At 63.0% G+C, this 25508-nt stretch carries 21 protein-coding genes; 10 read left to right on the top strand and 11 right to left on the bottom strand.

Annotated features, from left to right (window positions below):
- Positions 1-65: 65 nt before the first annotated feature.
- From NCS00_RS26420 to NCS00_RS26405, 4 genes are read right to left on the bottom strand one after another with little or no spacing between them, the layout of a single operon-like run.
- Positions 66-1451 (bottom strand): tripartite tricarboxylate transporter permease, encoded by a 1386-nt coding sequence (locus NCS00_RS26420; RefSeq protein ID WP_061133369.1) that lies wholly within the window; start codon positions 1449-1451, stop codon positions 66-68.
- Positions 1451-1945 carry a hypothetical protein gene (locus NCS00_RS26415; RefSeq protein WP_250441407.1) on the bottom strand — a complete coding sequence of 165 codons (495 nt, stop codon included), beginning with the start codon at positions 1943-1945 and terminating at the stop codon, positions 1451-1453. Before NCS00_RS26415 ends, NCS00_RS26420 begins: the two co-directional genes overlap by 1 nt.
- A gap of 22 nt (positions 1946-1967) precedes the next feature.
- The gene (locus NCS00_RS26410) at positions 1968-2906 is read right to left on the bottom strand and encodes a hydroxymethylglutaryl-CoA lyase (protein WP_250441406.1); all 939 of its coding nucleotides are present in this window, start codon (positions 2904-2906) and stop codon (positions 1968-1970) included.
- Entirely contained in the window at positions 2899-4182 is a 1284-nt protein-coding gene (locus tag NCS00_RS26405) for a hydroxymethylglutaryl-CoA reductase, degradative (protein WP_008346501.1), read from the bottom strand. Before NCS00_RS26405 ends, NCS00_RS26410 begins: the two co-directional genes overlap by 8 nt.
- 176 nt (positions 4183-4358) lie before the next feature.
- On the opposite strand from NCS00_RS26405, the gene NCS00_RS26400 reads away from it, so the two are divergent.
- Positions 4359-5735, top strand: a complete 1377-nt coding sequence (locus tag NCS00_RS26400; RefSeq protein WP_250441405.1) for an aminotransferase-like domain-containing protein — start codon at positions 4359-4361, stop codon at positions 5733-5735.
- A 40-nt stretch (positions 5736-5775) separates the two neighbouring features.
- Here the strand turns inward: NCS00_RS26400 and NCS00_RS26395 are convergent, their stop codons facing one another.
- The 7 genes from NCS00_RS26395 to oxlT all read right to left on the bottom strand — a co-directional run bounded on the left by NCS00_RS26395 (position 5776) and on the right by oxlT (position 15273).
- Entirely contained in the window at positions 5776-6825 is a 1050-nt protein-coding gene (locus tag NCS00_RS26395; protein WP_250441404.1) for a 2-dehydropantoate 2-reductase, read from the bottom strand.
- Between the two features lie 16 nt (positions 6826-6841).
- The gene (locus tag NCS00_RS26390; RefSeq protein WP_250441403.1) at positions 6842-8239 is read right to left on the bottom strand and encodes an NAD(P)(+) transhydrogenase (Re/Si-specific) subunit beta; all 1398 of its coding nucleotides are present in this window, start codon (positions 8237-8239) and stop codon (positions 6842-6844) included.
- 10 nt (positions 8240-8249) lie between these two features.
- Entirely contained in the window at positions 8250-9809 is a 1560-nt protein-coding gene (locus NCS00_RS26385) for a Re/Si-specific NAD(P)(+) transhydrogenase subunit alpha (RefSeq protein WP_033536005.1), read from the bottom strand.
- A 272-nt stretch (positions 9810-10081) separates the two neighbouring features.
- Positions 10082-10513 (bottom strand): PAS domain-containing protein, encoded by a 432-nt coding sequence (locus NCS00_RS26380; protein WP_008346492.1) that lies wholly within the window; start codon positions 10511-10513, stop codon positions 10082-10084.
- Positions 10514-10611: 98 nt separating this feature from the next.
- The gene (frc, locus tag NCS00_RS26375; RefSeq protein ID WP_008346490.1) at positions 10612-11865 is read right to left on the bottom strand and encodes a formyl-CoA transferase; all 1254 of its coding nucleotides are present in this window, start codon (positions 11863-11865) and stop codon (positions 10612-10614) included.
- Between the two features lie 27 nt (positions 11866-11892).
- Complete coding sequence (gene oxc, locus NCS00_RS26370; RefSeq protein ID WP_175980183.1) at positions 11893-13635, bottom strand: oxalyl-CoA decarboxylase; 1743 nt, start codon at positions 13633-13635, stop codon at positions 11893-11895.
- Between the two features lie 285 nt (positions 13636-13920).
- Positions 13921-15273, bottom strand: coding sequence for an oxalate/formate MFS antiporter (gene oxlT, locus NCS00_RS26365; RefSeq protein ID WP_175980184.1), 1353 nt, complete (start codon positions 15271-15273; stop codon positions 13921-13923).
- A gap of 593 nt (positions 15274-15866) precedes the next feature.
- On the opposite strand from oxlT, the gene NCS00_RS26360 reads away from it, so the two are divergent.
- The 9 genes from NCS00_RS26360 (at position 15867) to NCS00_RS26320 (ending at position 25436) form a co-directional block, all read left to right on the top strand.
- On the top strand, positions 15867-16961 hold the full coding sequence (locus NCS00_RS26360; protein WP_250441402.1) for a transglutaminase-like domain-containing protein: 1095 nt from the start codon (positions 15867-15869) through the stop codon (positions 16959-16961).
- Between the two features lie 161 nt (positions 16962-17122).
- Positions 17123-17581 carry a PRC-barrel domain-containing protein gene (locus tag NCS00_RS26355; RefSeq protein ID WP_008346482.1) on the top strand — a complete coding sequence of 153 codons (459 nt, stop codon included), beginning with the start codon at positions 17123-17125 and terminating at the stop codon, positions 17579-17581.
- Positions 17582-17665: 84 nt separating this feature from the next.
- Positions 17666-18154, top strand: a complete 489-nt coding sequence (locus NCS00_RS26350) for a hypothetical protein (RefSeq protein WP_250441401.1) — start codon at positions 17666-17668, stop codon at positions 18152-18154.
- A gap of 68 nt (positions 18155-18222) precedes the next feature.
- Positions 18223-19887, top strand: a complete 1665-nt coding sequence (locus NCS00_RS26345; protein WP_250441400.1) for an alpha-amylase family protein — start codon at positions 18223-18225, stop codon at positions 19885-19887.
- Between the two features lie 209 nt (positions 19888-20096).
- Complete coding sequence (locus NCS00_RS26340) at positions 20097-20891, top strand: TetR/AcrR family transcriptional regulator (protein ID WP_372492609.1); 795 nt, start codon at positions 20097-20099, stop codon at positions 20889-20891.
- A 411-nt stretch (positions 20892-21302) separates the two neighbouring features.
- Positions 21303-22448 (top strand): acyl-CoA dehydrogenase family protein, encoded by a 1146-nt coding sequence (locus tag NCS00_RS26335; protein ID WP_250441399.1) that lies wholly within the window; start codon positions 21303-21305, stop codon positions 22446-22448.
- Complete coding sequence (locus NCS00_RS26330) at positions 22445-23224, top strand: 3-ketoacyl-ACP reductase (RefSeq protein WP_008346475.1); 780 nt, start codon at positions 22445-22447, stop codon at positions 23222-23224. The genes NCS00_RS26335 and NCS00_RS26330 overlap by 4 nt, the downstream gene beginning before the upstream one ends.
- A gap of 6 nt (positions 23225-23230) precedes the next feature.
- On the top strand, positions 23231-24400 hold the full coding sequence (locus tag NCS00_RS26325; protein WP_250441398.1) for a dihydrodipicolinate synthase family protein: 1170 nt from the start codon (positions 23231-23233) through the stop codon (positions 24398-24400).
- Between the two features lie 289 nt (positions 24401-24689).
- Positions 24690-25436 carry an SDR family oxidoreductase gene (locus tag NCS00_RS26320; RefSeq protein ID WP_250441397.1) on the top strand — a complete coding sequence of 249 codons (747 nt, stop codon included), beginning with the start codon at positions 24690-24692 and terminating at the stop codon, positions 25434-25436.
- Positions 25437-25508: the final 72 nt, after the last annotated feature.

Below are 25508 nucleotides of genomic sequence, written 5' to 3'. Positions count from 1 at the left end.
GCCCTCGATCGGCGGCGTCCGACCGGTTGCCGCCGGTCGGATAACGAAACGCAGCGCGCACCGCGTCACGCGCCAAAGGCCTTCGTCAAAGCCGGCACGCTCAACACCGCCGTGTAATAGCCCATGAACTGCACGCCGGTATTGAAGCCGAAGTTGCGCGACAGCAATCCGCCGAGCAAGCCCACGCTCAGAATCACGAGCAGACCGAGCAGTTGCCCTTCCCACACGCTGATTACGACGATCAGACCGACGAACGTCGCGATGATCGCCTCGTGACTCAGCTTCCTCGCGACGAACGACGCCGCGCGATGCGCGTAGTTCATCGACAGCGGATACGCGACGAGCGCCGCGAGCACGACCGCGAGCAAGCCGAAGCCGAGGAACTGCCACGTCGTCATCAACGTATGCAGATTGTTGATGTGGCCCGTCGCCGTATCGACGAAAAAGCGCGGCGGCGCGTTGAATAGCGGCGCGGCCGGTCCCGCCGCGACAGGACTCAGCGGCAGACCGAACGCGATCAGCGGAATCAGCGCTTCGGCGATGTAAGTCGCTTCGGTCACGCCGTTGCGCGCGGAGATCACCGTCGTCAGGCGATGATACGCATGCTTCACACGCGAGCCGACGAGTTCGCCGAGCACGACCGTCATCGCGACCGGGCTGAACACGAATGTCGCGCTCGATATCGCCGCGGTGGCCGCGACCCAGCCGCGTTGCTGGCCGTCGAGCACTTTCATCGGATTGGGGAAGTAGCCGCTCCAGCCCTTCACGTCGGGCGCGAGCGAGAACGTGCGGACGCGTTCGCGGCGCATGCGGGCGCGATCGGCGGGCGAGAGTATCGAGAACAGATCGGCGATGAGCGGCCCGATCGCGATGCCGAGGAAGTAGCTCACCGAGAGCTTCACGCCGTATTTGCCCGTGAGCGCCTGAAGACCGACGATCACCAGCACGAACGGCACGAGCAGAAACACCGAAGCCCATCGTCCCGACGAAAAGAACGCAATGGCGACCGATGCCGCGAGAAACACCCACGGCGCGGCCTTCGTGATGACCGGCCCGAACGGCGCGAGCAGCACGGCGAACAGCACCGCGAGCGGCACGGCGACGAACGCCGCGACGATCGCGCCCGAGATCATCTTGCGCAGGGCGATATGCGGCACGCCGAGGTTGCGCAGCATCGTCGCCTGTTGCAGCAGGGGCGTGGCGAGCGTGTCGCCGGGAATGCCGAGCAAGGCGGTCGGAATCGCGTGCGTCATGTGCTTCGACACCGCGCCCGCCATGAAGAAGGAAAATACGCCGACAGGCGGCACGCCGAGCAGCACGACGAGCAAGGTGAGCGGCGCGAGCGTCGTGGTTTCATCGGTGCCCGAAATGAGGCCGATGCCGGAGAACACGATCGCGCCGATGAGTCCCATGCCGAGCGCGACGAGCAGTTGAGTGACGAACGGTTCCATCAGCGCGCTCCTTCGCGTTGTTCATCGCGTTGTTCATCGCGTTCTTCATATTCGGCGAAAAGCTCGTACAAACCGAGCTCCTTCATTTCCGCGACGACCGAAGGCGGCAGGTCCGCGACGCGCCCGAGTCCGCCCGCTTCGTTCGCGAGCTGCTTCAGCACTTCCTCGCGGCCCGCCGCGCCGTGCGCTTCCTCGACCACTTCGCGCTTCGGCTTGAAGAGCTTCGCGCAGACCGCGCCCGCGATCAGGCATCCGGCGAGGCCGACGAGCATCGCGTAAGCGCGGGCCATCGCGGCATCGGGCACATAAGCGGCGAGCACGCGATTCGCGATGGCGAACGCGCCGTAGCTGATCGCGATGCCGAGCACGACCGACCACGCGAGATGCCGCGTATCGACGGTATCGCCCCATATTTCGACGAGCTGATACTCCGTCGTTTCGGCGCTTTGCGAGAGCGCCCGGCCGCGCTCGTGCGCGGCGAGTTGCTGTTCCATGTCTCCTCCTTGAATGGAGTGATCAGATGCACTGCTTTTCTTGTCGCTGACGCTTGGCCTCGAGTGCGCGCGCCACGCGCGATGACGTTTCGCGCTTCAATGCCGTCGAAATGAATGCGCCCGCTTGCACAAGTCCGTTCAGATCGATGCCCGTCTCGATGCCCATGCCCTCGCACAAATAGACGATGTCCTCCGTTGCGGCGTTGCCCGTCGCGCCCGGCGAATACGGACATCCGCCGATGCCCGATACCGAGCCATCGAACACCGCGACGCCGCGTTGCAGCGCCGCGTGCACGTTCGCGGCGGCCATGCCCCACGTATCGTGGAAGTGACCGGCGAGCGCATCGACGGGAATGTGTTCGATGCACGCGTCGAGCATCGCCTGGGTTTTTCGCGGCGTGCCCGCGCCGATGGTATCGCCGAGACTGATCTCGTAGCAGCCCATGTCGAAGAGCTTCCTTGCGACGCGCGCGACGGCTTGCGGCGCAATCTCGCCTTCGAACGGGCATCCGAGCACGCAGGATACATAGCCGCGAATGCGTACGTTCGCCTCGCGCGCCGCCGCGATCACCGGTTCGAAGCGCGCGATGCTTTCGTCGATCGAACAGTTGATGTTCTTCTGCGAGAACGATTCGGATGCCGCCGCGAAGACCGCGATTTCATCGACATGCGATGCGAGCGCGGCGTCGAGGCCCTTCATGTTCGGCACGAGCGCGGCGAGCGTCGTGTGCGTGGCGCACGCCTTGTCGCGCACGCGTTCGAGCACGTGCGCGCCATCGGCCATTTGCGGCACCCATTTCGGCGATACGAACGAGGCCGCTTCGACATAGCGCACGCCCGCATCGATCAGGCGCTCGATGAGTTCGGCCTTCACATCGGCCGATACGGGCGACGGCTCGTTCTGCAAGCCGTCGCGCGGACCGACTTCGACGATGCGTACGCGCTTCGGCAGCTCATTCATCGCGCGGCCCTTGCAGAAGACTCATGCCGTAATCGACGCTCACGTTGCGCGCGGCGACCATCTTCTTCACGACCCAGTCGATATCCGTTCCACTCGCGCCCGCTGCCAGCGCGATGTTGCGCGCGTGCAGCGCCATGTGGCCGCGCTGGATGCCCTCCGTCGAGAGCGCACGCAACGCGCCCATGTTCTGCGCGAGACCGACCGCGACGGCGATCTCGCCGAGTTCCTGCGCCGAGCCCACGTTCATGATCTTCAACGCGAGACGCGCGAGCGGATGCGTCTTCGTCGCGCCGCCGACGAGTCCGACGGGCATCGGCATTTCGATCGTGCCGACGAGGTCGCCGTCGTTCGCCACTTCCCACGTCGTCAGCGACGTATAGCGCCCGCCGCGGCTCGCGTACGCGTGCGCGCCCGCCTCGACCGCGCGCCAGTCGTTGCCCGTCGCGACGATCACCGGATCGATCCCGTTCATGATGCCCTTGTTGTGCGTGGCGGCGCGGTACGGATCGATCGCCGCGAACAGATACGCATCGACGACGCCGGCGATCACGTCCTCGCCCGCGTATTCCTTCGTTTGCAGCGTGGCCGCACTGTAGCGAACCTGCGCGCGCGCGAGGCGCAGATCCGCGAGATTCGACAGGATGCGCAGACGCACCTTGCCGCCCGTGATTTCCTCCATGCGGCCCGCGACGGTTTCGGCCATCGTGTTGACGGTGTTCGCGCCCATCGCGTCGCGCACGTCGACGATCAGATGCGCGACGATCATCGCGCCGCGCGGCGTGTCCGGAAACACGTGCACTTCGATGTCGCGGCAGCCGCCGCCGAGACCGATCAGCACCTTGTCGCGCGCGTTCGCCATTTCGATCAGCTCGTCGCGATGCTTGAGAATCGCAAGCCGCGCGCCATACGGGTCCGACACGCCGACGATCTGCACTTGCGCGCGCATCAACGGCCCGGTGCTGGAGGTGCGAAAGCCGCCCGCCTCGCGCGAGAGCTTCGCCATGAACGACGCCGCGGCGACGATCGACGGCTCTTCGACCGCCATCGGCACCAGCACGTCGCGGCCGTTGATCTGGAAGTAGCCCGCCACCGCCATCGGCAATTCGAACGTGCCGACAACGTTTTCGATCATGCCGTTCGCAGTTTCGAGCGGCAGCGCGCCGGGTTTCGCGAGGAGCGCGTGCTCGGCGTCGTCGAGGTCCGCTGCCTGCGCGATGTGCGAGAGGCGTTGCGCGGGCGACATCGCGCGGAAGTTCGGCAACTTCGAATCGATCATGTGTCTTCCTCTTCTGTCTGGATGTGTGTCGTGAGTGTTCGCTTTCGATGCTTGCAGCAACGCACCGGGTGAGCGAATAATAGGCTGACTGTACCCATTTCAAAGGTACAATTCCGACAAACAGTGACCTTGCTGTACCCATTACAGCAGGATCATTTTCAGAACAGGTCGATACGATGCGGCATGAGAAGCTGAGCCTGTCTGCGACACTCGCGGACAATCTCGCCAGACAGATCACCGAAGGTGTACTGCGCGCGGGCGACAAACTCCCGTCGATCAGGGAATACGCTGAGGCGAACGGCTGCGCAAAAAACACCGTCATCAGCGCGTTCGACATGCTGACGGCGAACGGTCTCATCGAGCCGCGACGCGGCGCGGGCTTTTACGTCGCGAGCGTGGCGAAGCCGCAGCAGCATGACGAAGATGCGCCGACGCTCGATCGCGCGATGGATTCGGTCTGGCTCATGCGCGAACAGTTGCAGAGCAAGACGGACTTTCTCAATCTCGGTGAGGGATTTCCGCCCGTCGCATGGCTCGAAGAGACGCGGCTCGATCACTTCCACCAGCGCGTGGTGCGAACCGGTGTCGCGTCGCTGTTTCGTTACGGCAGCCGCTTCGGCTATCTGCCCTTGCGTCAGCATCTGCAGCAAAAGCTCGCCGGCTATGAGATCGAAGCCGCGCCGCAACAGATCGTCCTCACGCACGGCGCGAATCAGGCGATGGACATGGTCGTGCGTTACTTCGTGCGCCCGGGCGACACCGTGCTCGTCGACGATCCCGGCTATTACGCGCTGTTCGGCAAGCTGAAGCTGTCGGGCGCGAATATCGTCGGCGTGCCGCGCGCGGTCGACGGGCCGGATATCGCGGCGCTGGAGGAGCGGCTCAAGACGCATCGGCCGCGGCTCTTCTTCACGCAATCGGTCGGACACAATCCCACCGCGACGGACATCAGCGCGGCGAAGGCGCACCGCGTTCTGCAACTGGCGGAAGCGCACGATCTGATCGTCGTCGAGAACGACGCCCTCGCCGATCTCAAGCCGCGCTCGGCGACGCGCATCAGCGCGCTGGATCAATTGCGGCGCACGATTTATATCGGCAGCTTTTCGAAGTCGGTGTCGGCGGCGCTGCGCGTGGGCTTTCTCGCCTGCGATGCCGATCTCGCCAGCGATCTCGCCGACGTGAAGATGCTCACGCACGTAAGCAGCAGCGAATACTGCGAGCGCACGCTCGATGCGATCGTCGGCGACGGACACTTTCTGCGTCACACGAACCGCTTGCAGGACCGCCTCAAACGCGCGACGGCGACGGGCGTCGAAGCGTTGACGCGTCTTGGCGCGACCATCTTCAAGGTCAGCGATCAGAGTCTTTATCTATGGGCGCGTTTGCCCGCGCACGACGATTCGATAGCGTTCGCGAAGGAGATGCTCGGCAAGCACGTGATCCTCGCGCCGGGGACGATTTTTTCCGCGCACGCGAACATCGTTTCGCCGTGGTTTCGCTTCAATGTCGCGTATCTCGGCGACCCGCGATTCTCGAACGCACTCGCGCCTTGAAACGCCGGGCAGGCCTGCCCGACGTGTCGCTACGCTGCAATTACGCGCTGGCTACTGCTGTTAAGCCCGTCCGCGAAGACTTCTCGGCCACGGGGGTCGATTGTCCCGCCGATTGAAGCGAAGGCTCCGCCATCTGTCCTCGCAGCTTGATGAGCGCGAGCACCGTATCGATCGTCGGTGTCGGCTGCCCGACGAGACGCCCCATTTCCTGGACGACGGTAAGGAGCGGATCGATTTCCATCGGCCGGTTGGCCTCGAGATCCTGGAGCATCGACGTCTTGTGCGCGCCGACCGCACCCGCACCGTCGATACGTCTTTCGACATCGACACGGAAATGCACGTCGAAGCGATCCGCGATCGCTTTCGCCTCCAGCATCATCGCTTTCGACACGGCGCGCGTGGCCGGATTGCTCGTAATGACATCGAGCGTTGCATGAGTCAATGCGCTGATCGGATTGAAGCAGAGATTGCCCCAGAGCTTCAGCCAGATTTCATCGCGAATACGCTCCCGAATGGGCGCATCCAGATCCGCCGCGCTCATGATTTCATGCAGCTTCTGAACGCGCTCGCTGCGCTCTCCATTCGGTTCGCCGATGGGGAACTTCTTGCCGTACACATGGCGAATCACGCCCGGCGCGACGACTTCCGCCGCCGGATACACGACACAACCGATCGCACGCTCCGGTCCGAGCGCGTTCCATTGCTTCGCGCCGGGATCGATGCTGTCGAGCGTGGAGCCTTCCAGCTCGCCGCCATGCTTGTAGAAGTACCAGTACGGAATGCCGTTGACGGCCGTGACGATAGCCGTCTCTGGGCCGAGCAAAGTCTGGATCTGGCCGACGACGCCCGGCACCGAATGCGCTTTTAACGCGATGATCACGTAGTCTTGCGGACCCAGCTCGCGCGGATCCGGCGCGCATCTGACCTTGACGACACGTTCCCCGCCATCGATTTGCAGCCGTACACCGTTTTCCTGCATCGCCGCGAGATGCGGACCACGCGCAACGAAGCTCACGTCCGCGCCCGCCGACGCCAGTTGCGCGCCCATATATGCACCGATCGCTCCGGCGCCATACACACAGATCTTCATCGTTTAAACCCCTATCTCAAGCGCCAAGATGACTGAGCAACGCATCGACACTGCCCTTCGCATCGCCGAAGAGCATCCGCGTGTTTTCCTTATAGAAGAGCGGATTGTCGACGCCGGCGTAGCCTGCCGCCATGCTTCGTTTGGACACGACCACGGTGCGCGCCTTCCACACTTCGAGCACGGGCATCCCGGCGATGGGACTGCCCGGATCCTCCAGCGCGCCAGGATTCACGATGTCGTTTGCGCCGATCACCAGCACGACATCCGTGTTGGAAAAGTCGTCGTTGATCTCGTCCATCTCCAGGACGATGTCGTAGGGCACCTTCGCCTCCGCGAGCAGCACGTTCATGTGCCCCGGCAAGCGGCCCGCCACCGGATGAATGCCGAATCGCACGTTCACGCCCTTGCTGCGCAGCTTCTTCGCGATCTCGCTGATCGTCGCCTGAGCCTGCGCGACCGCCATGCCGTAACCGGGCACGATGACGACTTCCGACGCATCGCGCAGCAGCGAGCCGACTTCATCGACCGTGACCGGCGCGACTTCACCCTCGATCGTCTTCGAAGCGGTCGAGGTCGCCGTGCCGAATCCGCCGAGAATCACGGAGAGGAACTTGCGGTTCATCGCGCGGCACATGATGTAGCTCAGAATCGCTCCGCTCGACCCGACCAGCGCGCCGGTCACGATCAGCAGATCGTTGCTCAACATGAAACCCGTCGCGGCGGCGGCCCAGCCCGAATAGCTGTTCAGCATCGACACGACCACCGGCATGTCCGCGCCGCCGATCGCCATCACCAGATGCACGCCGATCAGCGCGGCGATGACGGTCATCGTCAAGAGCGAGCTGATGCCCACATCGGCGTCGGGCGCTGTCAGGAACACATAGCCGAGCGCGATGCACGCGAACACGCCGACGAGATTCAGCGTGTGCCGCATCGGCAGCAGCAACGGCTTGCCGCCTACCACGCCCTGCAACTTCAGAAACGCGGCGATGGACCCCGTGAACGTTACCGCGCCGATGAACACGCCGAGATAGATCTCCACGTTGTGGACCGACTGCGCCGCGCTGTCCGATTCCGCGCCGGCTGCCGGCGACAGGTAGCTCGCAATGGCGACCAGCACGGCCGCGAGACCCACGAAGCTATGCAATGCCGCGACGAGTTGCGGCATTTGCGTCATCTCGACGCGCCGCGCGAGGATCGCGCCGCCCGCGATGCCGATCGCCATCAGCGCGGCGACGGCCGGCAGCGCTTCCCCGCCGTTGAGCCAGAGCGTGGTGACGATCGCGATCGCCATGCCGGCGACGCCATAGAGATTGCCGCGCCGCGCCGTCGATGGATGACTGAGCCCGCGCAGGCTCAGGATGAACAGCACACTCGCCGCCAGATAGGCGATGCTTCCGATTCCAGTTTGCATGTCGATCTCCTTAGCGCTGGAACATGTTCAACATGCGTTGAGTGACGAGAAAGCCGCCAGCGATATTGATTGTCGCGACGAGGATCGCGAGGCCCGCGAGAATCGCGACCAGATGATCCGGCGTGCCGACCTGCAGCAGCGCCCCCGTCACGATGATTCCGCTGACCGCGTTGGTCACGCTCATCAGCGGCGTGTGCAAGGCGGGCGTCACGTTCCACACGACCTGAAAGCCGACGAAGATCGCCAGCACGAACACCGTGAAGTGCGCGACGAACGCAGGCGGCGCAACGGCGCCGAGCGCGGCAAGCAACGCAGCCGCGATGACGAGCCCGGCCACGCCGATCCATCCCGCGCGACGCTTCTGTTCGATGGTCACGGCAATCGTTGCAGCGGGCTTTGCGGCAGCGGGCGGCGCAATCGCGGGCTCCGGCTTCTTGGGCGGCGGCCATTTCACCTCGCCGCGCAGCACGACGGTGACGCCGCGCATCACTTCGTCATCGGTATCGAGCGTGATTTCGCCGTTCTTCTGCGGCGTCAGATCGGTCAGAAGATGCCGCAGATTGGTGCCGTACAACTGGCTCGATTGCGTTGCCATGCGCGATGGCAGATCCGTATAGCCGACGATCGTGACGCCTTCGATCGATGCCGCCTCGCCCGGCCGCGTCAGCTCGCAGTTGCCGCCCTGCTCCGCCGCCATGTCGACGATCACGCTGCCTTGGCGCATGCTGCGCACCATGTCGGCGGTGATCAGTTTCGGCGCGGGCTTGCCCGGAATCAGCGCGGTCGTCACGATGACGTCGACGTCTTTTGCCTGCGCGGCGAACAGCGCCATTTCAGCCGCGATGAATTCGGCGCTCATCTCTTTCGCGTAGCCGCCGCTGCCGCTGCCGTCCTCGACGTAGTCCAGTTCGAGAAACTCGGCGCCCATGCTTTCCACCTGCTGCCGCACTTCGGGCCGCGTATCGAAAGCACGGACGATCGCGCCGAGACTGCGCGCCGCGCCGATCGCCGCCAGTCCCGCGACGCCCGCGCCGATCACCATCACTTTCGCGGGCGCGATCTTGCCCGCCGCCGTGATCTGTCCCATGAAGCCGCGGCCGAACTGGTGCGCCGCTTCGATGACCGCGCGATAGCCCGCCATGTTGGCCATCGAACTCAAAGCATCGAGCTTTTGAGCGCGCGAGATGCGCGGCACGCAGTCCATCGCGAGCACGGTGACGTTGCGCGCAGAGAGGCGCGTCAACAACGCTTCGTTCTGCGCCGGCCAGATGAAACTGATGAGCGTCGATCCTTCGCGCAGCAACTCGACTTCATCGCCCACGGGCGCAATGGAAGGCGCACGCACTTTCACGACGATATGCGCGTCCGCATAGAGCGACGGCGCATTCTCCACGATTCGCGCACCCGCAGCGCGATAGGCATCGTCGGAGAATGCGGCAAGCTCGCCCGCGCCGGCCTCGACGCTCACTTCAAATCCGAGCTTCAGCAGATGCCCGACTACTTCCGGCGTCAACGCGACACGACGCTCCCCGGGAAAGCGTTCCCGTGGCACAGCAATCATCATTGGCATGACTAAATTCCCAATCGACGGTTTCAATTCTTCAGTGGCGCGCGCCTGCATTCGGCTGGCGAGCATGCCAAACCTCGCATCAGCGAGAAAGCTGGCGCGAGATACGAATAATGGTCAGTGTCTGGTCGGTCAGCCGCGTATACGGGCATCGAGCGAAGCGGCCGGTGGGATGGGTGGCCGCTTCGTCCTTGAGCTGCGTTCATGCGCCTTTTGTTGCGCGGACGCGAGCCGTTATCTCTATGGTGCTTTTTATACTTTGAATCGCTGAATCATCAGGCGTCGACTTTCGCCTCCAGTTCGGCGATACGCTTGCGGAGCGCACGCTCTTCCTGAAACCGCGCCGTTTCATCGCGGATGATCGCGACGATACCGGTCAGCTCGCCTTGCGGCGAATGCAGCAGCGCGACGGTGAACGCTATCGACATCGCGCGTCCGGCCTTATCGACGGCGGGAACCTTGAGCAGATCGTGCCCATAGCGCGTCTCGCCGGTCGCCATCGTCTTGTGATAGCCGTCCCAATGACGACCGCGCAGGCGCTCCGGAATGATCAGATCGAGCGACTGCCCCAAAGCTTCGCTCTGGGTGAAGCCGAACATGCGTTGCGCCGCCGGATTCCATAGCGTAATCGCGCCGCTCGCATCCGAAACGATCACGGCATCGCCGATCGCATTGACGAGTTGTTCGTAGTCGATCGTGGGGGTCATTGTGTCGTCCATGCTTGGGTATCGATCGAGACTGATTTCTGAAGGGCCGCTGCCGTCTTGGGCTTTCGTGGACGGCAGCGGTTACCTTTTCAAGCGCGTCAGACAGCTCGCGCTTCCTTCATTTGCGCTACCTGCTCCTTGCTATAGCCGAGTTCGAGCAGCACTTCTTCGGTATGTTCGCCCAGCAGCGGCGAGCCCGTGATCTCCGGCTTCAGGTCCGAGAACTTGATCGGGCTGCCGACCGTGAGATATTTGCCGCGCACCTTGTGATCGACCTCGACGATGGAACCGCTCGCACGCAACGACGGATCGTTCGCGAGTTCCTTCATCGTCAGCACCGGCGCGCACGGAATATCGAACTTGCGCAGGATATCGACCGCTTCGAACTTGGTCTTGTCGGCGAGCCATTCTTCGATCTTGCCGAAGATATCGAAAATATGCGGCTGGCGCGCTTCGGCCGTCATGTAGTCCGGGTCCTCGATCCATTGCTCCTTGCCGATTGCGCGGCAGATCGGCGCCCATGCGTGCCCCTGAATCGTGAAGTAGATGTAGGCGTTCGGATCGGTTTCCCAGCCCTTGCACTTGAGCACCCAGCCCGGCTGACCGCCGCCGCCCGCATTGCCGCCGCGCGGCACGACGTCGCTGAACGTGCCGTGCGGATACTGCGGATATTCCTCGAGATAGCCGACGCGATCGAGACGCTGCTGATCGCGCAGCTTCACGCGGCACAGATTGAGCACGCTGTCCTGCATCGACACGGCGACTTTCTGTCCCTTGCCCGTTTGCTGGCGGCCGATGATCGCCGTGAGAATGCCGATCGCGAGGTGCATGCCGGTGTTGCTGTCGCCGAGCGCCGCCGCGCTGATGGTCGGCGGGCCGTCCCAGAAGCCCGTCGTCGATGCCGCGCCGCCCGCGCATTGCGCGACGTTTTCGTAGACCTTCAGATCGTCGTAGTGATGGCCGTCGCTGAAGCCCTTGACGGACGCCACGATCATCTTCGGATTCAGCTTGCTGATGTTCTCCCAGGAGAAGCCCATCCGGTCCAGCGCACCCGGCCCGAAATTCTCGACCAGCACGTCCGATTCCTTGATGAGCTTCGTGAGCACTTCCTTGCCTTCGGGCTGCTTCGTATCGAGCGTCAACGAGCGCTTGTTGCTGTTGAGCATCGTGAAGTACAGCGCATCCGCATCCGGAATGTCGCGCAGCTGGTTACGCGTGACGTCGCCGGAACCGGGACGCTCGACCTTAATGACATCGGCGCCGAACCAGGCCAGCATCTGCGTGCATGCGGGACCCGCCTGAACGTGCGTGAAGTCGATGATCTTGATGCCTTCGAGTGGTTTCTTGCTCACGAATTTCTCCTGGGTGGCTAGTCTTGGTTACTTTTTCGATGCCGCGCTTTGCGGGTTCAGATTCGTCAGGCGACCGCTCTCCGTGCCGGCCGTTTCGTCGATCACTGCGTTGATGAGCGTCGGCTTGCCCGACTTGATCGCTTCTTCGAGCGCATGCGTGAGCTCTTCGGGCGTCGTCGCGTTGTAGCCGATGCCGCCGAATGCCTCGATCATCTTGTCGTAGCGTGCGTTCTTCACGAACACGGTCGGCGCGACGTCCTTGCCGCCGGTCGGATTCACATCGGTGCCGCGATACACGCCGTTGTTGTTGAACACGATGGTGCAGACGGGCAAGTCGTATCGGCAGATGGTTTCGAGTTCCATGCCGCTGAAGCCGAACGCGCTATCGCCTTCGATCGCGACGACCTGCTTGCCGCTCGTCACCGCGGCGCCGATCGAGAAGCCCATGCCGATGCCCATGATTCCCCACGTTCCGGAATCGAAGCGCTTGCGCGGCTCGTACATGTCGATGATGCTGCGCGCATAGTCGAGCGTATTCGCGCCTTCGTTGACGACGTTGATGTCCGGGCGCGTCTTCAACACGTCGCGAATGGCGCGCAGCGCGCTGTGGAAGTTCATCGGCGACGGATTCTTCGCGAGCGTCGCGGCCATCTTCTCCAGGTTCTTGTTCTTGCGCTCGTTGATCGCGCCCGTCCATTCGACGGACGGCTTCGGGAAATCCGCGCCGATGCCCTCGACGAGCGCCGCCACGCACGAGCCGATGTCGCCGATCAGCGGTGCGGCGATCGCGACATTGCTGTCGATTTCGGTCGGCGAGATATCGATCTGCACGAACTTCTTCGGCGCCGAGCCCCACGTCTTGCCCTTGCCATGCGCGAGCAGCCAGTTCAGACGCGCGCCGATCAGCACGACGCAGTCCGCTTCCTGCAGCACGAACGACCGCGCAGCCGACGCCGATTGCGCATGCGTGTCCGGCAGCAGGCCCTTGGCCATCGACATCGGCAGATACGGGATGCCGCTCTTCTCCACCAGTTCGCGAATCTGCGCGTCGGCCTGCGCATACGCTGCGCCCTTGCCCAGCAGAATCAGCGGACGCTTCGCACCCTTGATGACGTCGAGCGCGCGCTTCACCGAATCCGGCGACGGCAACTGACGCGGCGCGGCATCGACCACCTTGATGAGCGATTGCTGGCCCTTGAGCGCGTCCATCGTCTGCGACAGCAGCTTGGCGGGCAGATCGAGATACACGCCGCCCGGACGGCCCGACACGGCCGCGCGGATCGCACGCGCGATGCCGATGCCGATGTCCTCCGCATGCAGCACGCGATAGGCGGCCTTCGCATACGGCTTCGCCGCGTTCAGCTGATCCATCTCTTCGTAATCGCCCTGCTGCAGATCGACGATTTCACGCTCGCTCGAACCGCTGATCAGGATCATCGGGAAGCAATTGGTGGTCGCGTTGGCGAGCGCCGTGAGTCCGTTCAGGAAGCCCGGTGCCGACACCGTCAGGCAGATGCCCGGCTTCTGCGTCATGTAGCCCGCGATCGCGGCTGCGTTGCCCGCATGCTGCTCATGGCGAAAGCCGATGAAACGCATGCCTTCGGCCTGAGCGAGTCGCGCGAGGTCGGTGATGGGAATCCCGACGAGGCCGAAGATCGTATCGATGTCGTTCAGCTTCAACGCGTCGATGACGAGATGGAAACCGTCGGTCAATTGCGGCGCCTGAACTTCGGCGGCTTCCTGTGTTCTTGCCTCGAGTACGTCTGCCATTTGTCTCCCCCAGAGGGCCGGTTATGTTGGTGATATACTAGATATTAGATACAGAATTTGTCAAAGCTTAGTTTGCTGTTCGGGATCGGGATGAACCCTTAGATGAGATGTTTCGGTGTCAACGCGCTGACGATCATCAGATCAGGCGCGGCACCGCTAAAGAAAGAAAGGCCGCGGACATCTGTCACGCGGCCTTTCTTTTTTCAAATCGAATGCGCAGCTCTTGCGGATGACGCGCGACAGCGTGCGCTTGAAACGCGTCGCTTCGGTATCAGCAGGCGGGATTCATCGCGTCGACGACTTGCTCGGCGCGTCCGTCCAGTCGGTCTGGAAGGGCAAGTCGATATAGGACTGCGGCGAAGCCTGCGTGACCGTGTTCTCTATCCATCGGCGACGCATTGGCGCGAGTACGAACTTCGCGCACACGCCCGCCGCGATCGACGTGATCGCGGTAGCGATGAACACGGCGTTCCATGAACCGAGCGACGCGAGCACCGACGCGAGCGGCACCATCATCGAAGCCGTGCCCTTGGCCGTGTATAGCGTTCCTGCATTGGCGGCGGCGTACTTGCTGCCGAAGGTGTCCGCGCAGGTCGCCGGGAAGATCGAGAATATCTCGCCCCAACACAGGAAGGTCAGCGCCGCGAACAGCATGAACATGTAGGGGTTCTGCCCGAACTGCATCAACCCCAGCAGCGCGACGCCTTCGCCCAGGAAGATGATGAACATGGTGTTTTCGCGACCGATCTTGTCCGAGATGAAACCGCATAGCGGGCGCGTGAAGCCGTTGCACAGATTGTCGATGGACAAGGTCATCGCGAGCAGCGGCAAGGTCGCGCCGAACAGACTCACTGGCAAACTTGCGAAGCCGTATTCCTTGGCGATCGGCCCGAATTGCGCAGTGGCGATCACACCGCCCGCCGCCACCGCGACGAACATCGCATAGAGCACCCAGAAGATGGGCGCTCGCACCATCTGTCCGGTCGTGTAGTCGATCTTGGTCGCCACGATGCGCTTGGCCGGCACGATGCCTTTCGGCGGATTCGGCCGCACGAGCAACAGTGCAAGCACGAATATGACGGCGCCTTGCAGAATGCCGAAGAACATGAACGCATGCTCGTAGCCTGAGCTCTGGATCATGTTCGAGATCGGAATCACCGTGACGGCCGCGCCCGCGCCGAAGCCCGCCGCGGTCAGGCCGGCCGCGAGACCGCGTTTGTCCGGGAACCACTTGAGCGCCGTGCCGACGCATGTACCGTACACGCAGCCGGCACCGATGCCCGCAACGACTGCGGCGATGTACAGATGCATGAGCGTGGTGGCATGGGCGTCGATGATCCAGCCGATCGCAGCGAAGATCGCACCGCCCATCACCACCGGGCGCGGTCCGAATTTATCGACGAGCCAGCCTTCGACAGGCACGAGCCACGTTTCGGTCACGATGAAGATCGTGAAGGCGGTTTGAATCGCCGCTTGCCCCCAATGGTGCTTTGCGTCCATCGGCATGACGAACAACGTCCACGCATACTGGAAATTGGCGACCAGCCCCATGCAGACGATGCCGATGACCAACTGCACCCACCTGTTCTGACGACGCCCGTGCGACTGCCCGGCCACCGTCGTATCTGCGCTCACCATGTCTGTCTCCGTTATGTGTCATTGCGCTCGTTCGGCGCTTGATGTCGTGCTGAAAAGCCGATGCGTCAGGTTTGTTTGCGAGACGGGCGTGCAGGGGGAAAGCCGATTGACGCGCGCGAGTGGCGCGTGTATTGAGCCAACGATTTCGCTCGACGGGCACGCGATCGAGGTGTGCCGTCGTTTCCTGCTACGTCCGCGCTTTCCTCCAAGTGGTATCGAGAGTGGACAGTGTGAGCATCGTGCGCGAGAAAAAATATAAGGGAAAGTTATTAAAAATTTCGGTTTGGATTAATTATCGTGAATGGATGACGGGGCCAGATTGGCCGCCACGTCTATGCGCGCGCGCCGGAATGTCCGCGCGACGGCAACAGATATCGCGCGGCAGTTGGTCGGCGGCCATCACCGCGGACTTGCGGCATTCCCGTTCACGATCGCAATGTCTCGTCTAATCAACGATCTGGCGTGCCACTGAAAATTGGCACGTCGCATGCAATGTTGGGTCAAAGCCCGCGTTGCCATTGATACTGAACAGCATGAGCGGCTTCCAGTCACCGGGCGCATTGGCGCGCGGTACGGTTGTCAGGAGTCCGCCCATGCCACTCGCCCGACTGCTTGTCTGCTTTCTCCAGTGCTCGCTGGCAGCCGCGCTTCTTTTGCCCGTCGTCGCGGGCGCAGCGAACGTAGCCGCATCCGGCGCGCATGTCGCGGTTCCTGACGATACGGCCACGCCTCATGCGCTCAAAGCCGGCATCGAGCGCCTGCGCACCGGCACATGGTGGGAAGCCAACCGCAAGATGCGCCCGGAGCTCGCGCAGGTCGGCGACCTGATCTTTCTCTTGCCCCTTGCCGACAGCAAGCTCGAGCCATCATCGGATGCGATCGGCCGCGTGCAGCGCCTGCGCGAAGCGCTGCGCATCCATCAGATGCGCGAACCCGCCGGATGGACTCGGCTCGTTGCGCAGGTCAAGGCCGCGCGCGCAAAGACCGGCGATCGCTCCGCCGCGCTGCTCGCCGACGCGCTCGTCAACGAGATCCGCTACCGCGACGGAACCGATGGCAGCTACTACGCGCCGGCGCGTTTCTTCATCGAAAGCGGCGTGTGCAAGGATTTCGCCGTCGCCAAATATCTGCTGCTGCGCGACGCGGGCTTCGACATCGCGCGCTTGCGTCTCGTGTCGCTCGCGCCGCGCTACAGGAACACGCCGGACGACTGGCACGTCATCCTCGTCGTGCAGATCGACAACGCGAGCGAGCCGCTCACGCTCGATTCACCGGGTGCGGCATCCGCGAAGCGTGCAGACGATAAGGTTTCCGAAGCATCGGCCTGGACTGGTCCGTCGGCGCTGCTCTCCGCGATCCTCGCTGGTCGCAAGCCTGCCGAAGCAGTGCTGCGCGCGCCCGCAGGACCGCTCGCCGCTCCGCTCAGCGAGTCGGGTCAGGCAGACCGCCCGCTTGCGACGGTCTTCAACGAGCTGGGCAGCCGGTCATTCGACCGCGATGCGCCGCGTGCGCGCAGGACATCGGCTGCCAAGGGACGCGCGAGCGCGATCTACGTCGATGAAGCGGGTGATGCGTGGCAAGTCGACAGCTCCGGCACGTTCCCGAAGTGGCGCGTCGCCGCTGATAGCGCAGACGCGCCCATCAATCAAGGTCCGGCAGCAAGGCTCATTCGCGTGACGGCACGCTGACTGGAGCACTGACTGCAACGGTCCGTCCCGCGGCGAACTGAGAAGCATCCAGTCGCAAAACATCCGACGGTCGTACGAAAGCAGTCTCCCAATATGCGGAACGTTCTTTGCGTCGATAACGACATGCCGATGTCGAACGTCGGCTCATTGGGAGACAAATCATGTCAGTCGATACAAGCCAGATGAACATTGTCGGGAAAGGCGCCGAGACCGCGGATGGTCCGGGCCCCGACGTCATGGCCGCGAGCACGCTGGATGGAAACAACGTACTGAGTTCCGATGGAGACGATGTCGGCAAGATCAAGGAGATCATGCTCGACGTCACATCCGGACGCATCGCGTATGCGGTCCTTTCGAGCGGCGGCTTCCTTGGGATCGGCGACAAGCTGCTCGCGATTCCATGGAGCGCCTTGACGCTGGATACCAACAACAAGTGCTTTCGGATTTCAGCGACCACGGAACAAGTGAAGAGCGCGCCCGGCTTCGACAAGGATGCGTGGCCATCGATGGCAGATCGCTCGTGGGCCGACTCGATTCACCGGTACTACAGCCGGCCGCCCTATTGGCAACGCTTCGAGCGGGACGACGCAACGTATCGCAACGTGCCCCCGGAACTCTGAAGCGAACTTCATTGATCGGCGATGCCGTTAGCCCGCCGCGTCGGGAGCAGTCATTCAAAAACAGATGTACAGGAGATATCGATCATGAAAAAGCTCATCGCTGTTATCGCGTCCACACTCCTCGCCACGACGGCGTTTCAGCACGCGGCAGTCGCCGCAGATGCCTCGGACGCGCAAAAGGCTCAAATGAAGGCAAACAGCGAAAAGATGGAGGAGCAGGCGACGGCGAACAAGAAGAAGGCCGAAGCTCGGAGCGATGCGGCCAAGGCACAGGCATCGGCGGACGAAGACAAGGCTTCCGCTCAGGCCGATGCCGACAAGAAGGCCGCCAAGGGCGCGAAGGCGACCACGGCTGCGGAGGCATCGGGCGCCCGAAACGACGCGGCCAACGCGCAGAGCAAGGCCAACAAGAAGATGCACGATGCCCAGGCGAAGGCCGACAGGAAGAAGCAGGACGCCGCCCACAATGCGAACGTAGCGCAGGCCAAGGCCGATGAAAACAAGGTCGAAGCCCAGAACGACGCGAACAAGAAAGCGGCCGAAGCGAAGGTCGATGCCGCGAAGAAGCAATAAGCATATGCAATAAGCAATGCAGGGGCGCACCGTCCCGGTTCGCCCTTCATCGACTTCACGCGATCGGTATGGTCAACGACCTCTGGTACAAGAACGCGATCATCTATTGCCTGTCCGTCGGCACGTTCATGGACGCGAACGGCGATGGCGTCGGCGACTTTCAGGGCTTGCTGCGGCGGCTCGACTATCTTCAGGGGCTCGGCATCACCACCATCTGGCTGATGCCGTTCCAGCCGTCGCCTGGCCGCGACAACGGCTATGACATCAGCGATTACTACAACGTCGATCCGCGATACGGCTCGCTCGGCGACTTCGCGGAGTTCACGCACGCGTGCCGTCAACGCGGGTTGCGCGTGATGATCGATCTCGTCGTGAATCACACGTCGGATCAGCATCCGTGGTTCCGTGAGGCGCGGCGCGATCCCGATTCGAAATATCGCGACTGGTACGTCTGGTCGAAGAAGCGGCCGGCCAACGCGAAGGACGGCGTGGTCTTCCCCGGCGTGCAAAAGACGACGTGGACTTACGACAAGGAAGCGGCCATGTGGTACTTCCACCGCTTCTACGAGTTTCAGCCCGACCTCGATACATCCAATCCGTTCGTGCAGGCGGAGTTGCTGAAGATCATGGGCTTCTGGATTCAGCTCGGCGTTTCGGGCTTTCGCATGGATGCGGTCCCGTTCGTCATCGCCGCCAAGGGCGCACAGGTGAAGCGGCCCGTTGAACAGTACGACATGCTGCGTATGTTTCGCGAGTTCCTGCAATGGCGTCAGGGCGACGCGATCATTCTCGCGGAGGCGAACGTGCTGCCCGACACCGACATGAAATACTTCGGCGACGCGGGCGAGCGATTGCAGATGATGTTCAACTTCCAGGTCAATCAGAACACGTTTCATGCGCTCGCGTGCGCCGACGCCACGCCTCTGAAGAACGCGCTCGACGCGACGAAATCGCGCGCCGCAACCGCGCAGTGGGGCGTATTCCTGCGAAACCACGATGAACTCGATCTTGGCCGTCTATCGCCCGCGCAGCGCGAAGCCGTGTTCGCGGCGTTCGCCCCGGAACCGGACATGCAACTGTACAAGCGCGGCATTCGCCGTCGTCTTGCACCGATGCTCGACGGAGATCGTCGTCGGCTCGAGCTTGCGTACAGCCTGATGCTGACGCTGCCGGGCACGCCCGTCGTGCGCTACGGCGATGAGATCGGCATGGGCGACGACCTGCGCCTGCCCGAGCGCGAAAGCGTGCGAACGCCGATGCAATGGTCGACGGAGCCGCATGCCGGTTTCACGAAGCACGCGCGTCCCGTTTGCCCGGTGATTTCTGGCGGACCCTACGGCTACGAACGTGTGAACGTCGCGAGCCAGCGCCGCGATCCGGACTCGCTGCTGAACTGGATGGAGAGAATGATCCGGATGCGCAAGGAAGTGCCCGAGATAAGCTGGGGCGACTTCGCGATTCTGAAGGCATCGCGCGACGACGTGCTTGCGCTGCGTTACGACTGGCGAAACAACTCGGTGGTCTGCCTGCATAACTTCAGCGCCGCGGCGTGCACCGTGAAGTTTCGGGTCGGCCTCGGCGCTGGAGAGAACGACGTGCTGGTCAATCTGTTATCCGACGATCATAGTCAGGGCGATGCGAAGGGACAGCATACGGTCGTGCTGGAGCCGTATGGCTATCGATGGTTTCGCGCAGGCGGTCTCGATTATCTTCTGAAGCGCAGCGAAGTTTGACGTTGGAGAGCATGGCCCATCGACGTGCGGCCGCGGGCGCGCCGTCGCCGCCACCGGCACGCCATGGCCTGAACGCTTGCGCGCGATGAATTCGCACTCCGCGTTCGCGTGATGCCTGCCGTCGATATACATCGCGGTGGGTATCGCCTCGCGCGGGAGCTTCAGGGCTGCTTTCGATTCACTCGTCGTCACCCTGTCTGCCTCATTCCATGCACTACCCGGTTACTCTCTTAAGACGAACGTTTTGGTTTATAGTCGTCGCCAGACCGCCGGCATTGGCCGGCTCCCGGACTTCTGTGCATGAGAACCCCATGACCATTGCGACCACGCCAGAAAAAGCGGCCGCGAAATCCGCCAAAGCCACGAAGGCTACCGCCACTCGCCAACCCAGACAGCGCGATCCCGAAGTCACACGCGCCCGCATTCTCGAAGCGGCGAAGAAGGAGTTCGCGAAACTCGGTCTCGATGGCGCTCGCGTCGAAGCCATTGCGGCCCGCGCGAAGTCCAACAAGCGGATGATCTATCACTACTTCGGCAGTAAGGAGAACCTGTTCCTCGAGGTGCTGGAGGATGTCTACGCCGACATCCGTTCCGCCGAGCAAAAACTCGATCTCGATCATCTGTCACCCGAGGATGCGATCGCCGCCCTCGTCACACATACCTGGAACCACTACCTTCGTCATCCGGAATTCCTGAACCTCGTCAGCAACGAAAATCTTCACAAGGCTCGTCACGTGAAGAAGTCCGCGCGCTTCATGGAACTCCATCAGAACTTCACGTCGATGCTGCAGCGCATCCTCGATCGCGGCGTCGCATCGGGCGCATTTCGCAGCGGCATCGATCCGCGGCAGCTGCACATCACGATGGCCGGCATCAGCTACTACTATCTGACCAACCGTTTTACGAGCGGGCTGATCTTCGACTTCGACTTCATGGACAAGGAAGCGCTCGATGCGCGCCTCGCCTTCAACATCGACACGGTGCTGCGGACCATCCGCAAATAGCGAATACGTTCGCGCCGCTTATGCGGCCGCGAGAAGCCGCTCACACGCCTGACCCTTCCCTCGTGAGCCAGGCGGCCTAGCCCGCTGCCCTTGCCATCGCCGATGCAGAGCGCACGAACGATCGTCAGATCGCGCGAGTGCCCGGTCGCCAAGGAAACGCGCCTCAAGTTGCGCGAGCACCGCGTCGGCGGCCTGCATCCACTTGCTCAAGTCATCCTCCGTTTTCATCGGCCGCGAAACACGTTGACAGCGGCGTTTCGTTGGTCTTAAATAACCCACCAGATGGTTACTTGCTGCGAATGCCGGCACACGAAACCACGTAATTCAAGGTCTTCTGCGAGGCGCTCCGGTTTATCTGAACGGGTCGGCCGAATGCAAATTGCGGGCCTTTTCATATCGATCGGAGACGGCATGAAACTCTCGGAAACACATCAACAGATTCGCGACACGACGCGCCGTTTCGCGCAGGAAGTCATCCGTCCGCTGGCGGAAGAACTCGACCGCGAAGAGCGCTTTCCGGCGGAGGTTTATCGGCAGATGGGCGAGCTCGGGCTTTTCGGCATCACGGTGCCGGAAGCATTCGGCGGCGCGGGTCTCGATGCCGCCGCGTACGCGCTCGTCATGGAAGAACTGTCGCGCGGCTATTCGTCGGTGGCGGATCAATGCGGCCTGCTCGAACTCGTCGGCACGTTGCTGAGCGTGCACGGCACCGAGGCGCAGCGCGCGCAGTACATGGAGCCGTTGTTGCGCGCGGCGCTGCGGCCCGCGTACTGCATCACCGAATCCGATGCGGGCACCGACGTCTCCGGCATTCGCACGACGGCCACGCGCACCGCCGAAGGCTGGGAGCTGAACGGCGCGAAGCTGTGGATTCACAACGCGCCCGTCGCGGATGTCGCGTTCGTGCTCGCGCGCACGAATCCCGCCGCGGGCAAGCGCGGCATGAGCATCTTCATCGTCGATTGCGATCTCGAAGGCGTGTCGAAGGGACCGAAGGAACACAAGATGGGCCAGCGCGCGTCGCAAGTGGGCGAGCTGCATTTCGATCGCGTGAAGCTGCGTCACGATGCATTGCTCGGCGAAGAAGGACGCGGCTTTCACATCATGATGAGCGTGCTCGACAAGGGCCGTGTCGGCATCGCGGCGCTGGCGGTCGGCATCGCGCAGGCGGGGCTCGAAGCCGCGCTCGACTATGCGCAGACGCGCAAGCAGTTCGGCAGCCATATCGCCGAATTTCAGGGCGTGCAGTGGATGCTCGCCGACATGGCGAAAGACATTCAGGCCGCGCGCCTGCTCGTGCACGACGCGGCCGAGCGTCTCGATACGGGCGACCGCGCCAGCATCGCCTGTTCGATGGCGAAATGCTTCGCGGGCGACACCGCCGTCAAGCACAGCGCGAACGCCGTGCAGATATTCGGCGGCAGCGGCTACATTCGCGGCTATGAAGTGGAGCGGCTGTATCGCGACGCGAAGATCACGCAGATCTACGAAGGCACCAATCAGATTCAGCGCACGATCATCGCGCGCGATCTCGTCGCGAACGGAGCATCGCTGTGAGCGCGCGGCCCATTGCGCTCGTCACGGGCAGCCGGCGCGGCATCGGACGCGCGATCGCCATCGAACTCGGATGCGCGGGCTTCGATATCGCCCTCACCGATATCGCCGCATCCGATGAACTCGATCAGGCCGTGCGCGATGTCGAGGCAAGCGGCGCGCGCGCCATCGCCGTCATCAACGATCTCGCCGATATCGACAGCCATCGCCCGATGCTGCTCGATATCGAAGCGCGGCTCGAAAGCACGATCGACTGCCTCGTGAACAACGCGGGCGTCTCGGTCATGTCGCGCGGCGATCTGCTCGACGTCACGCCGGAAAGTTTCGACCGCTGCATGACGGTCAATACGCGCGGCACGTTCTTTCTCATGCAGACGTTCGCGAAGCACATGCTGGCTCGAACGCGCGCGAGCGTCGCGGCGCATCCGAGCGTCATCACGATCACGTCGTCGAATGCAGTCGCGGCGTCGCCGTTGCGCGGCGAATACTGCGTATCGAAGGCCGGGCTTTCGATGGCGAACACGTTGTTCGCGCTGCGGCTCGCGCCGCACGGCATCGGCGTGTATGAAGTGCAGCCGGGACTCATCGCGACCGAGATGACCGCGCCGTCGAAGGAACGCTACGACCAGCAAATGGAGCAAGGTCTCACCGCCATCAATCGCTGGGGCACGCCGCAGGAAGTGGCCGTCGCCGTGCGCACGCTCGCCACCGGCGGATTGCCCTACAGCGTTGGCCAGGCCATCCGTGTCGACGGCGGCCTGCTCGTCACCAAATACTGATCCGACATGAACTCGACCATCACGCTCCCGACCGCATCCGGCACACTCGAGACATATCGTCTGCAAGGCGTGCCGCTCGACGTACGCACGCCCGCCGCGCCCTTCAACCGCATCGCGTATTCGGCGGCGCACGTCGTCGCGGATCCGTTGCGCGCGGGCGAACTGAACGGCACGCCCGCCATCGACTGGGCGCGCACGCTCGACTATCGGCGCTATCTGTTGCAGCAAGGCTTGGGTATCGCCGAAGCGATGGATACCGCGCAACGCGGCATGGGCTTGCCGTGGCCGAGCGCGCTCGAACTGATCACGCGCACGATCGAGGGCACGCGCGACATTCCCGGCGCGCGCATCGCGTCCGGTTGCGGCACGGATCATGTCGCGCCGCGCGATATCTCGACGTGCGATGATGTCATCCGCGCCTACGGGCAGCAACTCGAAGCCGTGCAACGCGTGGGCGGCCGCGTCATTCTGATGGCGAGCCGCGCGCTCGCAAAAGTCGCGCGCACGCCGGACGATTACCGGCGCGTCTATCGGGAAGTGCTCGCGATGTGCGATCAGCCGGTGATCCTTCACTGGCTCGGCGAGATGTTCGATCCCGAGCTCGAAGGCTACTGGGGCGCGGACGATCATCGAGGCGCGGCGCGCGTGTGCCTCGACGTGATCGGCGAGAACGTCGGGAAGGTGGACGGCATCAAGATCTCGCTGCTCGACGACGCGAAGGAAATCGCGTTTCGCCGAAGCCTGCCGTCATCGGTGAAGATGTACACGGGCGATGACTTCAACTATCCGAGTCTCATCGCCGGCGACGAGCACGGCTTTTCGCACGCGCTGCTCGGCATTTTCGATGCGATCGCGCCAGCGGCGTCGCAGGCGCTCGCCGCACTCGCAAACGACGATCTCGACACCTTTCATGCGTTGCTGTCGCCGACTGTCCCGCTGTCGCGCCACATTTTTCGCGCACCGACGCAGTACTACAAGACGGGCGTGGTCTTTCTCGCGTATCTGAACGGCTTTCAGGATCACTTCTTCATGCCGGGCGGACATCACGGCATGCGCCCGCCCGCCTATCTCGCGGATGTGTTCCGGCTCGCGGATCAGGCGCGTCTGCTGCGCGATCCGGCGCTCGCGATCGAGCGCATGCGCAAGGTGCTCGCGCCGCTCGGCATCGAGGCATGAGCGCGCGAATCTGCTTTCGTTGACGCATTCACGGGCGCTGGCATACGTGAGCGCACTCGGACGCCGCGGCCTGAGAATCGAACTCGGCTGGCCTATCGGCCCGCTGCGCCCACGCGATCCGCGCGCATCAGGATCGCTTGCGCCTCTCCAACACCCGAAAAGTTTTTCTTCTCCGCGTTGGCAGATCTTCTCGTTTGCCGGTGTCGGGCCTCTCGCCGATAGTTGAGTCACCGGGCAGCGCAATCAAGCGAAAGCCCCTGACCTCAAACATCGATCGAAGGAGCAAGCCATGAAACTGAAGAACAAAGTCGCGCTCATCACGGGCGGCACGTCGGGAATCGGACTGGAAGCGGCCAAGCTGTTTCAGAAGGAAGGGGCGACGGTCATCCTCACCGGCACGACGCAAAGCCGGCTCGACGAAGCAGCGCGGATTCTCGGCGATTCGGCGATCGCGCTCAAAGTTGATTCGCGCGATCCGGCGCAGATCGATCGCGCGATCGTCGATATCGTGGAGAGCCACGGCCGTATCGACATCGTGTTCGCCAACGCCGGAGCCGGCCAGGCCGCGCCGCTCGAAGCCGTGACGCCCGAACAGATCGAAGCGCAATTCTCGCTCAACTTCAACGGCGTGTTCTTCACGATCCAGAAGGCGGCGCCGCATCTGCCGAAGGGCGGCGCAATCGTCGTCACGACTTCGTTCCTGAATGAAACCGGCACGCCGGGACTGTCCATTCTTTCCGCGACGAAAGCCGCGCTGCGTTCGCTCGTTCGCACCGCCGGCGCCGAACTCGCGCCGCGTGGCATTCGCATCAATGCGGTGAGCCCCGGCCCGATCGCCACGCCGTTTCACACGAAACTGGGCTTGTCGGACAAGGAACTCGCCGATGCGGGCGCGGCCATCGAAGCCGCCGTGCCGCTCAAGCGTTTCGGCGAAGCACAGGAAGTCGCGCGTGCCGCCCTTTTTCTCGCGAGCGAAGATGCATCGTTCGTGACCGGCACCGAAGTCGTCGTGGATGGCGGACTGACGCAGCTCTGACGCATCGCCTTCGATGGCGGATGCACGCGTCACCATGATTCTGTACATTCACGAGATCCCACGGCTGAATGA

This window comes from Caballeronia sp. AZ1_KS37 (genome assembly GCF_023631165.1).
GTDB classification, from domain to species: domain Bacteria; phylum Pseudomonadota; class Gammaproteobacteria; order Burkholderiales; family Burkholderiaceae; genus Caballeronia; species Caballeronia zhejiangensis.
The sequence above is the reverse complement of the archived record's forward strand: the minus strand, read 5'-3'. Positions and strand labels throughout refer to the sequence as shown.

Excerpts from the sequence above, each read along its gene's own strand:
- NCS00_RS26355 (WP_008346482.1), top strand. The coding sequence starts at position 17,123 with ATGTCAGTCGATACAAGCCAGATGAACATTGTCGGGAAAGGCGCCGAG.
- NCS00_RS26335 (WP_250441399.1), top strand. The coding sequence starts at position 21,303 with ATGAAACTCTCGGAAACACATCAACAGATTCGCGACACGACGCGCCGT.
- NCS00_RS26340 (WP_372492609.1), top strand. The coding sequence starts at position 20,097 with ATGCACTACCCGGTTACTCTCTTAAGACGAACGTTTTGGTTTATAGTC.
- NCS00_RS26410 (WP_250441406.1), bottom strand. The coding sequence starts at position 2,906 with ATGAATGAGCTGCCGAAGCGCGTACGCATCGTCGAAGTCGGTCCGCGC.
- NCS00_RS26385 (WP_033536005.1), bottom strand. The coding sequence starts at position 9,809 with ATGCCAATGATGATTGCTGTGCCACGGGAACGCTTTCCCGGGGAGCGT.
- NCS00_RS26390 (WP_250441403.1), bottom strand. The coding sequence starts at position 8,239 with ATGCAAACTGGAATCGGAAGCATCGCCTATCTGGCGGCGAGTGTGCTG.
- NCS00_RS26415 (WP_250441407.1), bottom strand. The coding sequence starts at position 1,945 with ATGGAACAGCAACTCGCCGCGCACGAGCGCGGCCGGGCGCTCTCGCAA.
- oxlT (WP_175980184.1), bottom strand. The coding sequence starts at position 15,273 with ATGGTGAGCGCAGATACGACGGTGGCCGGGCAGTCGCACGGGCGTCGT.
- oxc (WP_175980183.1), bottom strand. The coding sequence starts at position 13,635 with ATGGCAGACGTACTCGAGGCAAGAACACAGGAAGCCGCCGAAGTTCAG.
- NCS00_RS26400 (WP_250441405.1), top strand. The coding sequence starts at position 4,359 with ATGCGGCATGAGAAGCTGAGCCTGTCTGCGACACTCGCGGACAATCTC.
- NCS00_RS26405 (WP_008346501.1), bottom strand. The coding sequence starts at position 4,182 with ATGATCGATTCGAAGTTGCCGAACTTCCGCGCGATGTCGCCCGCGCAA.
- NCS00_RS26350 (WP_250441401.1), top strand. The coding sequence starts at position 17,666 with ATGAAAAAGCTCATCGCTGTTATCGCGTCCACACTCCTCGCCACGACG.
- NCS00_RS26395 (WP_250441404.1), bottom strand. The coding sequence starts at position 6,825 with ATGAAGATCTGTGTGTATGGCGCCGGAGCGATCGGTGCATATATGGGC.
- NCS00_RS26420 (WP_061133369.1), bottom strand. The coding sequence starts at position 1,451 with ATGGAACCGTTCGTCACTCAACTGCTCGTCGCGCTCGGCATGGGACTC.
- NCS00_RS26380 (WP_008346492.1), bottom strand. The coding sequence starts at position 10,513 with ATGACCCCCACGATCGACTACGAACAACTCGTCAATGCGATCGGCGAT.
- NCS00_RS26345 (WP_250441400.1), top strand. The coding sequence starts at position 18,223 with ATGGTCAACGACCTCTGGTACAAGAACGCGATCATCTATTGCCTGTCC.
- NCS00_RS26360 (WP_250441402.1), top strand. The coding sequence starts at position 15,867 with ATGCCACTCGCCCGACTGCTTGTCTGCTTTCTCCAGTGCTCGCTGGCA.
- NCS00_RS26325 (WP_250441398.1), top strand. The coding sequence starts at position 23,231 with ATGAACTCGACCATCACGCTCCCGACCGCATCCGGCACACTCGAGACA.
- NCS00_RS26320 (WP_250441397.1), top strand. The coding sequence starts at position 24,690 with ATGAAACTGAAGAACAAAGTCGCGCTCATCACGGGCGGCACGTCGGGA.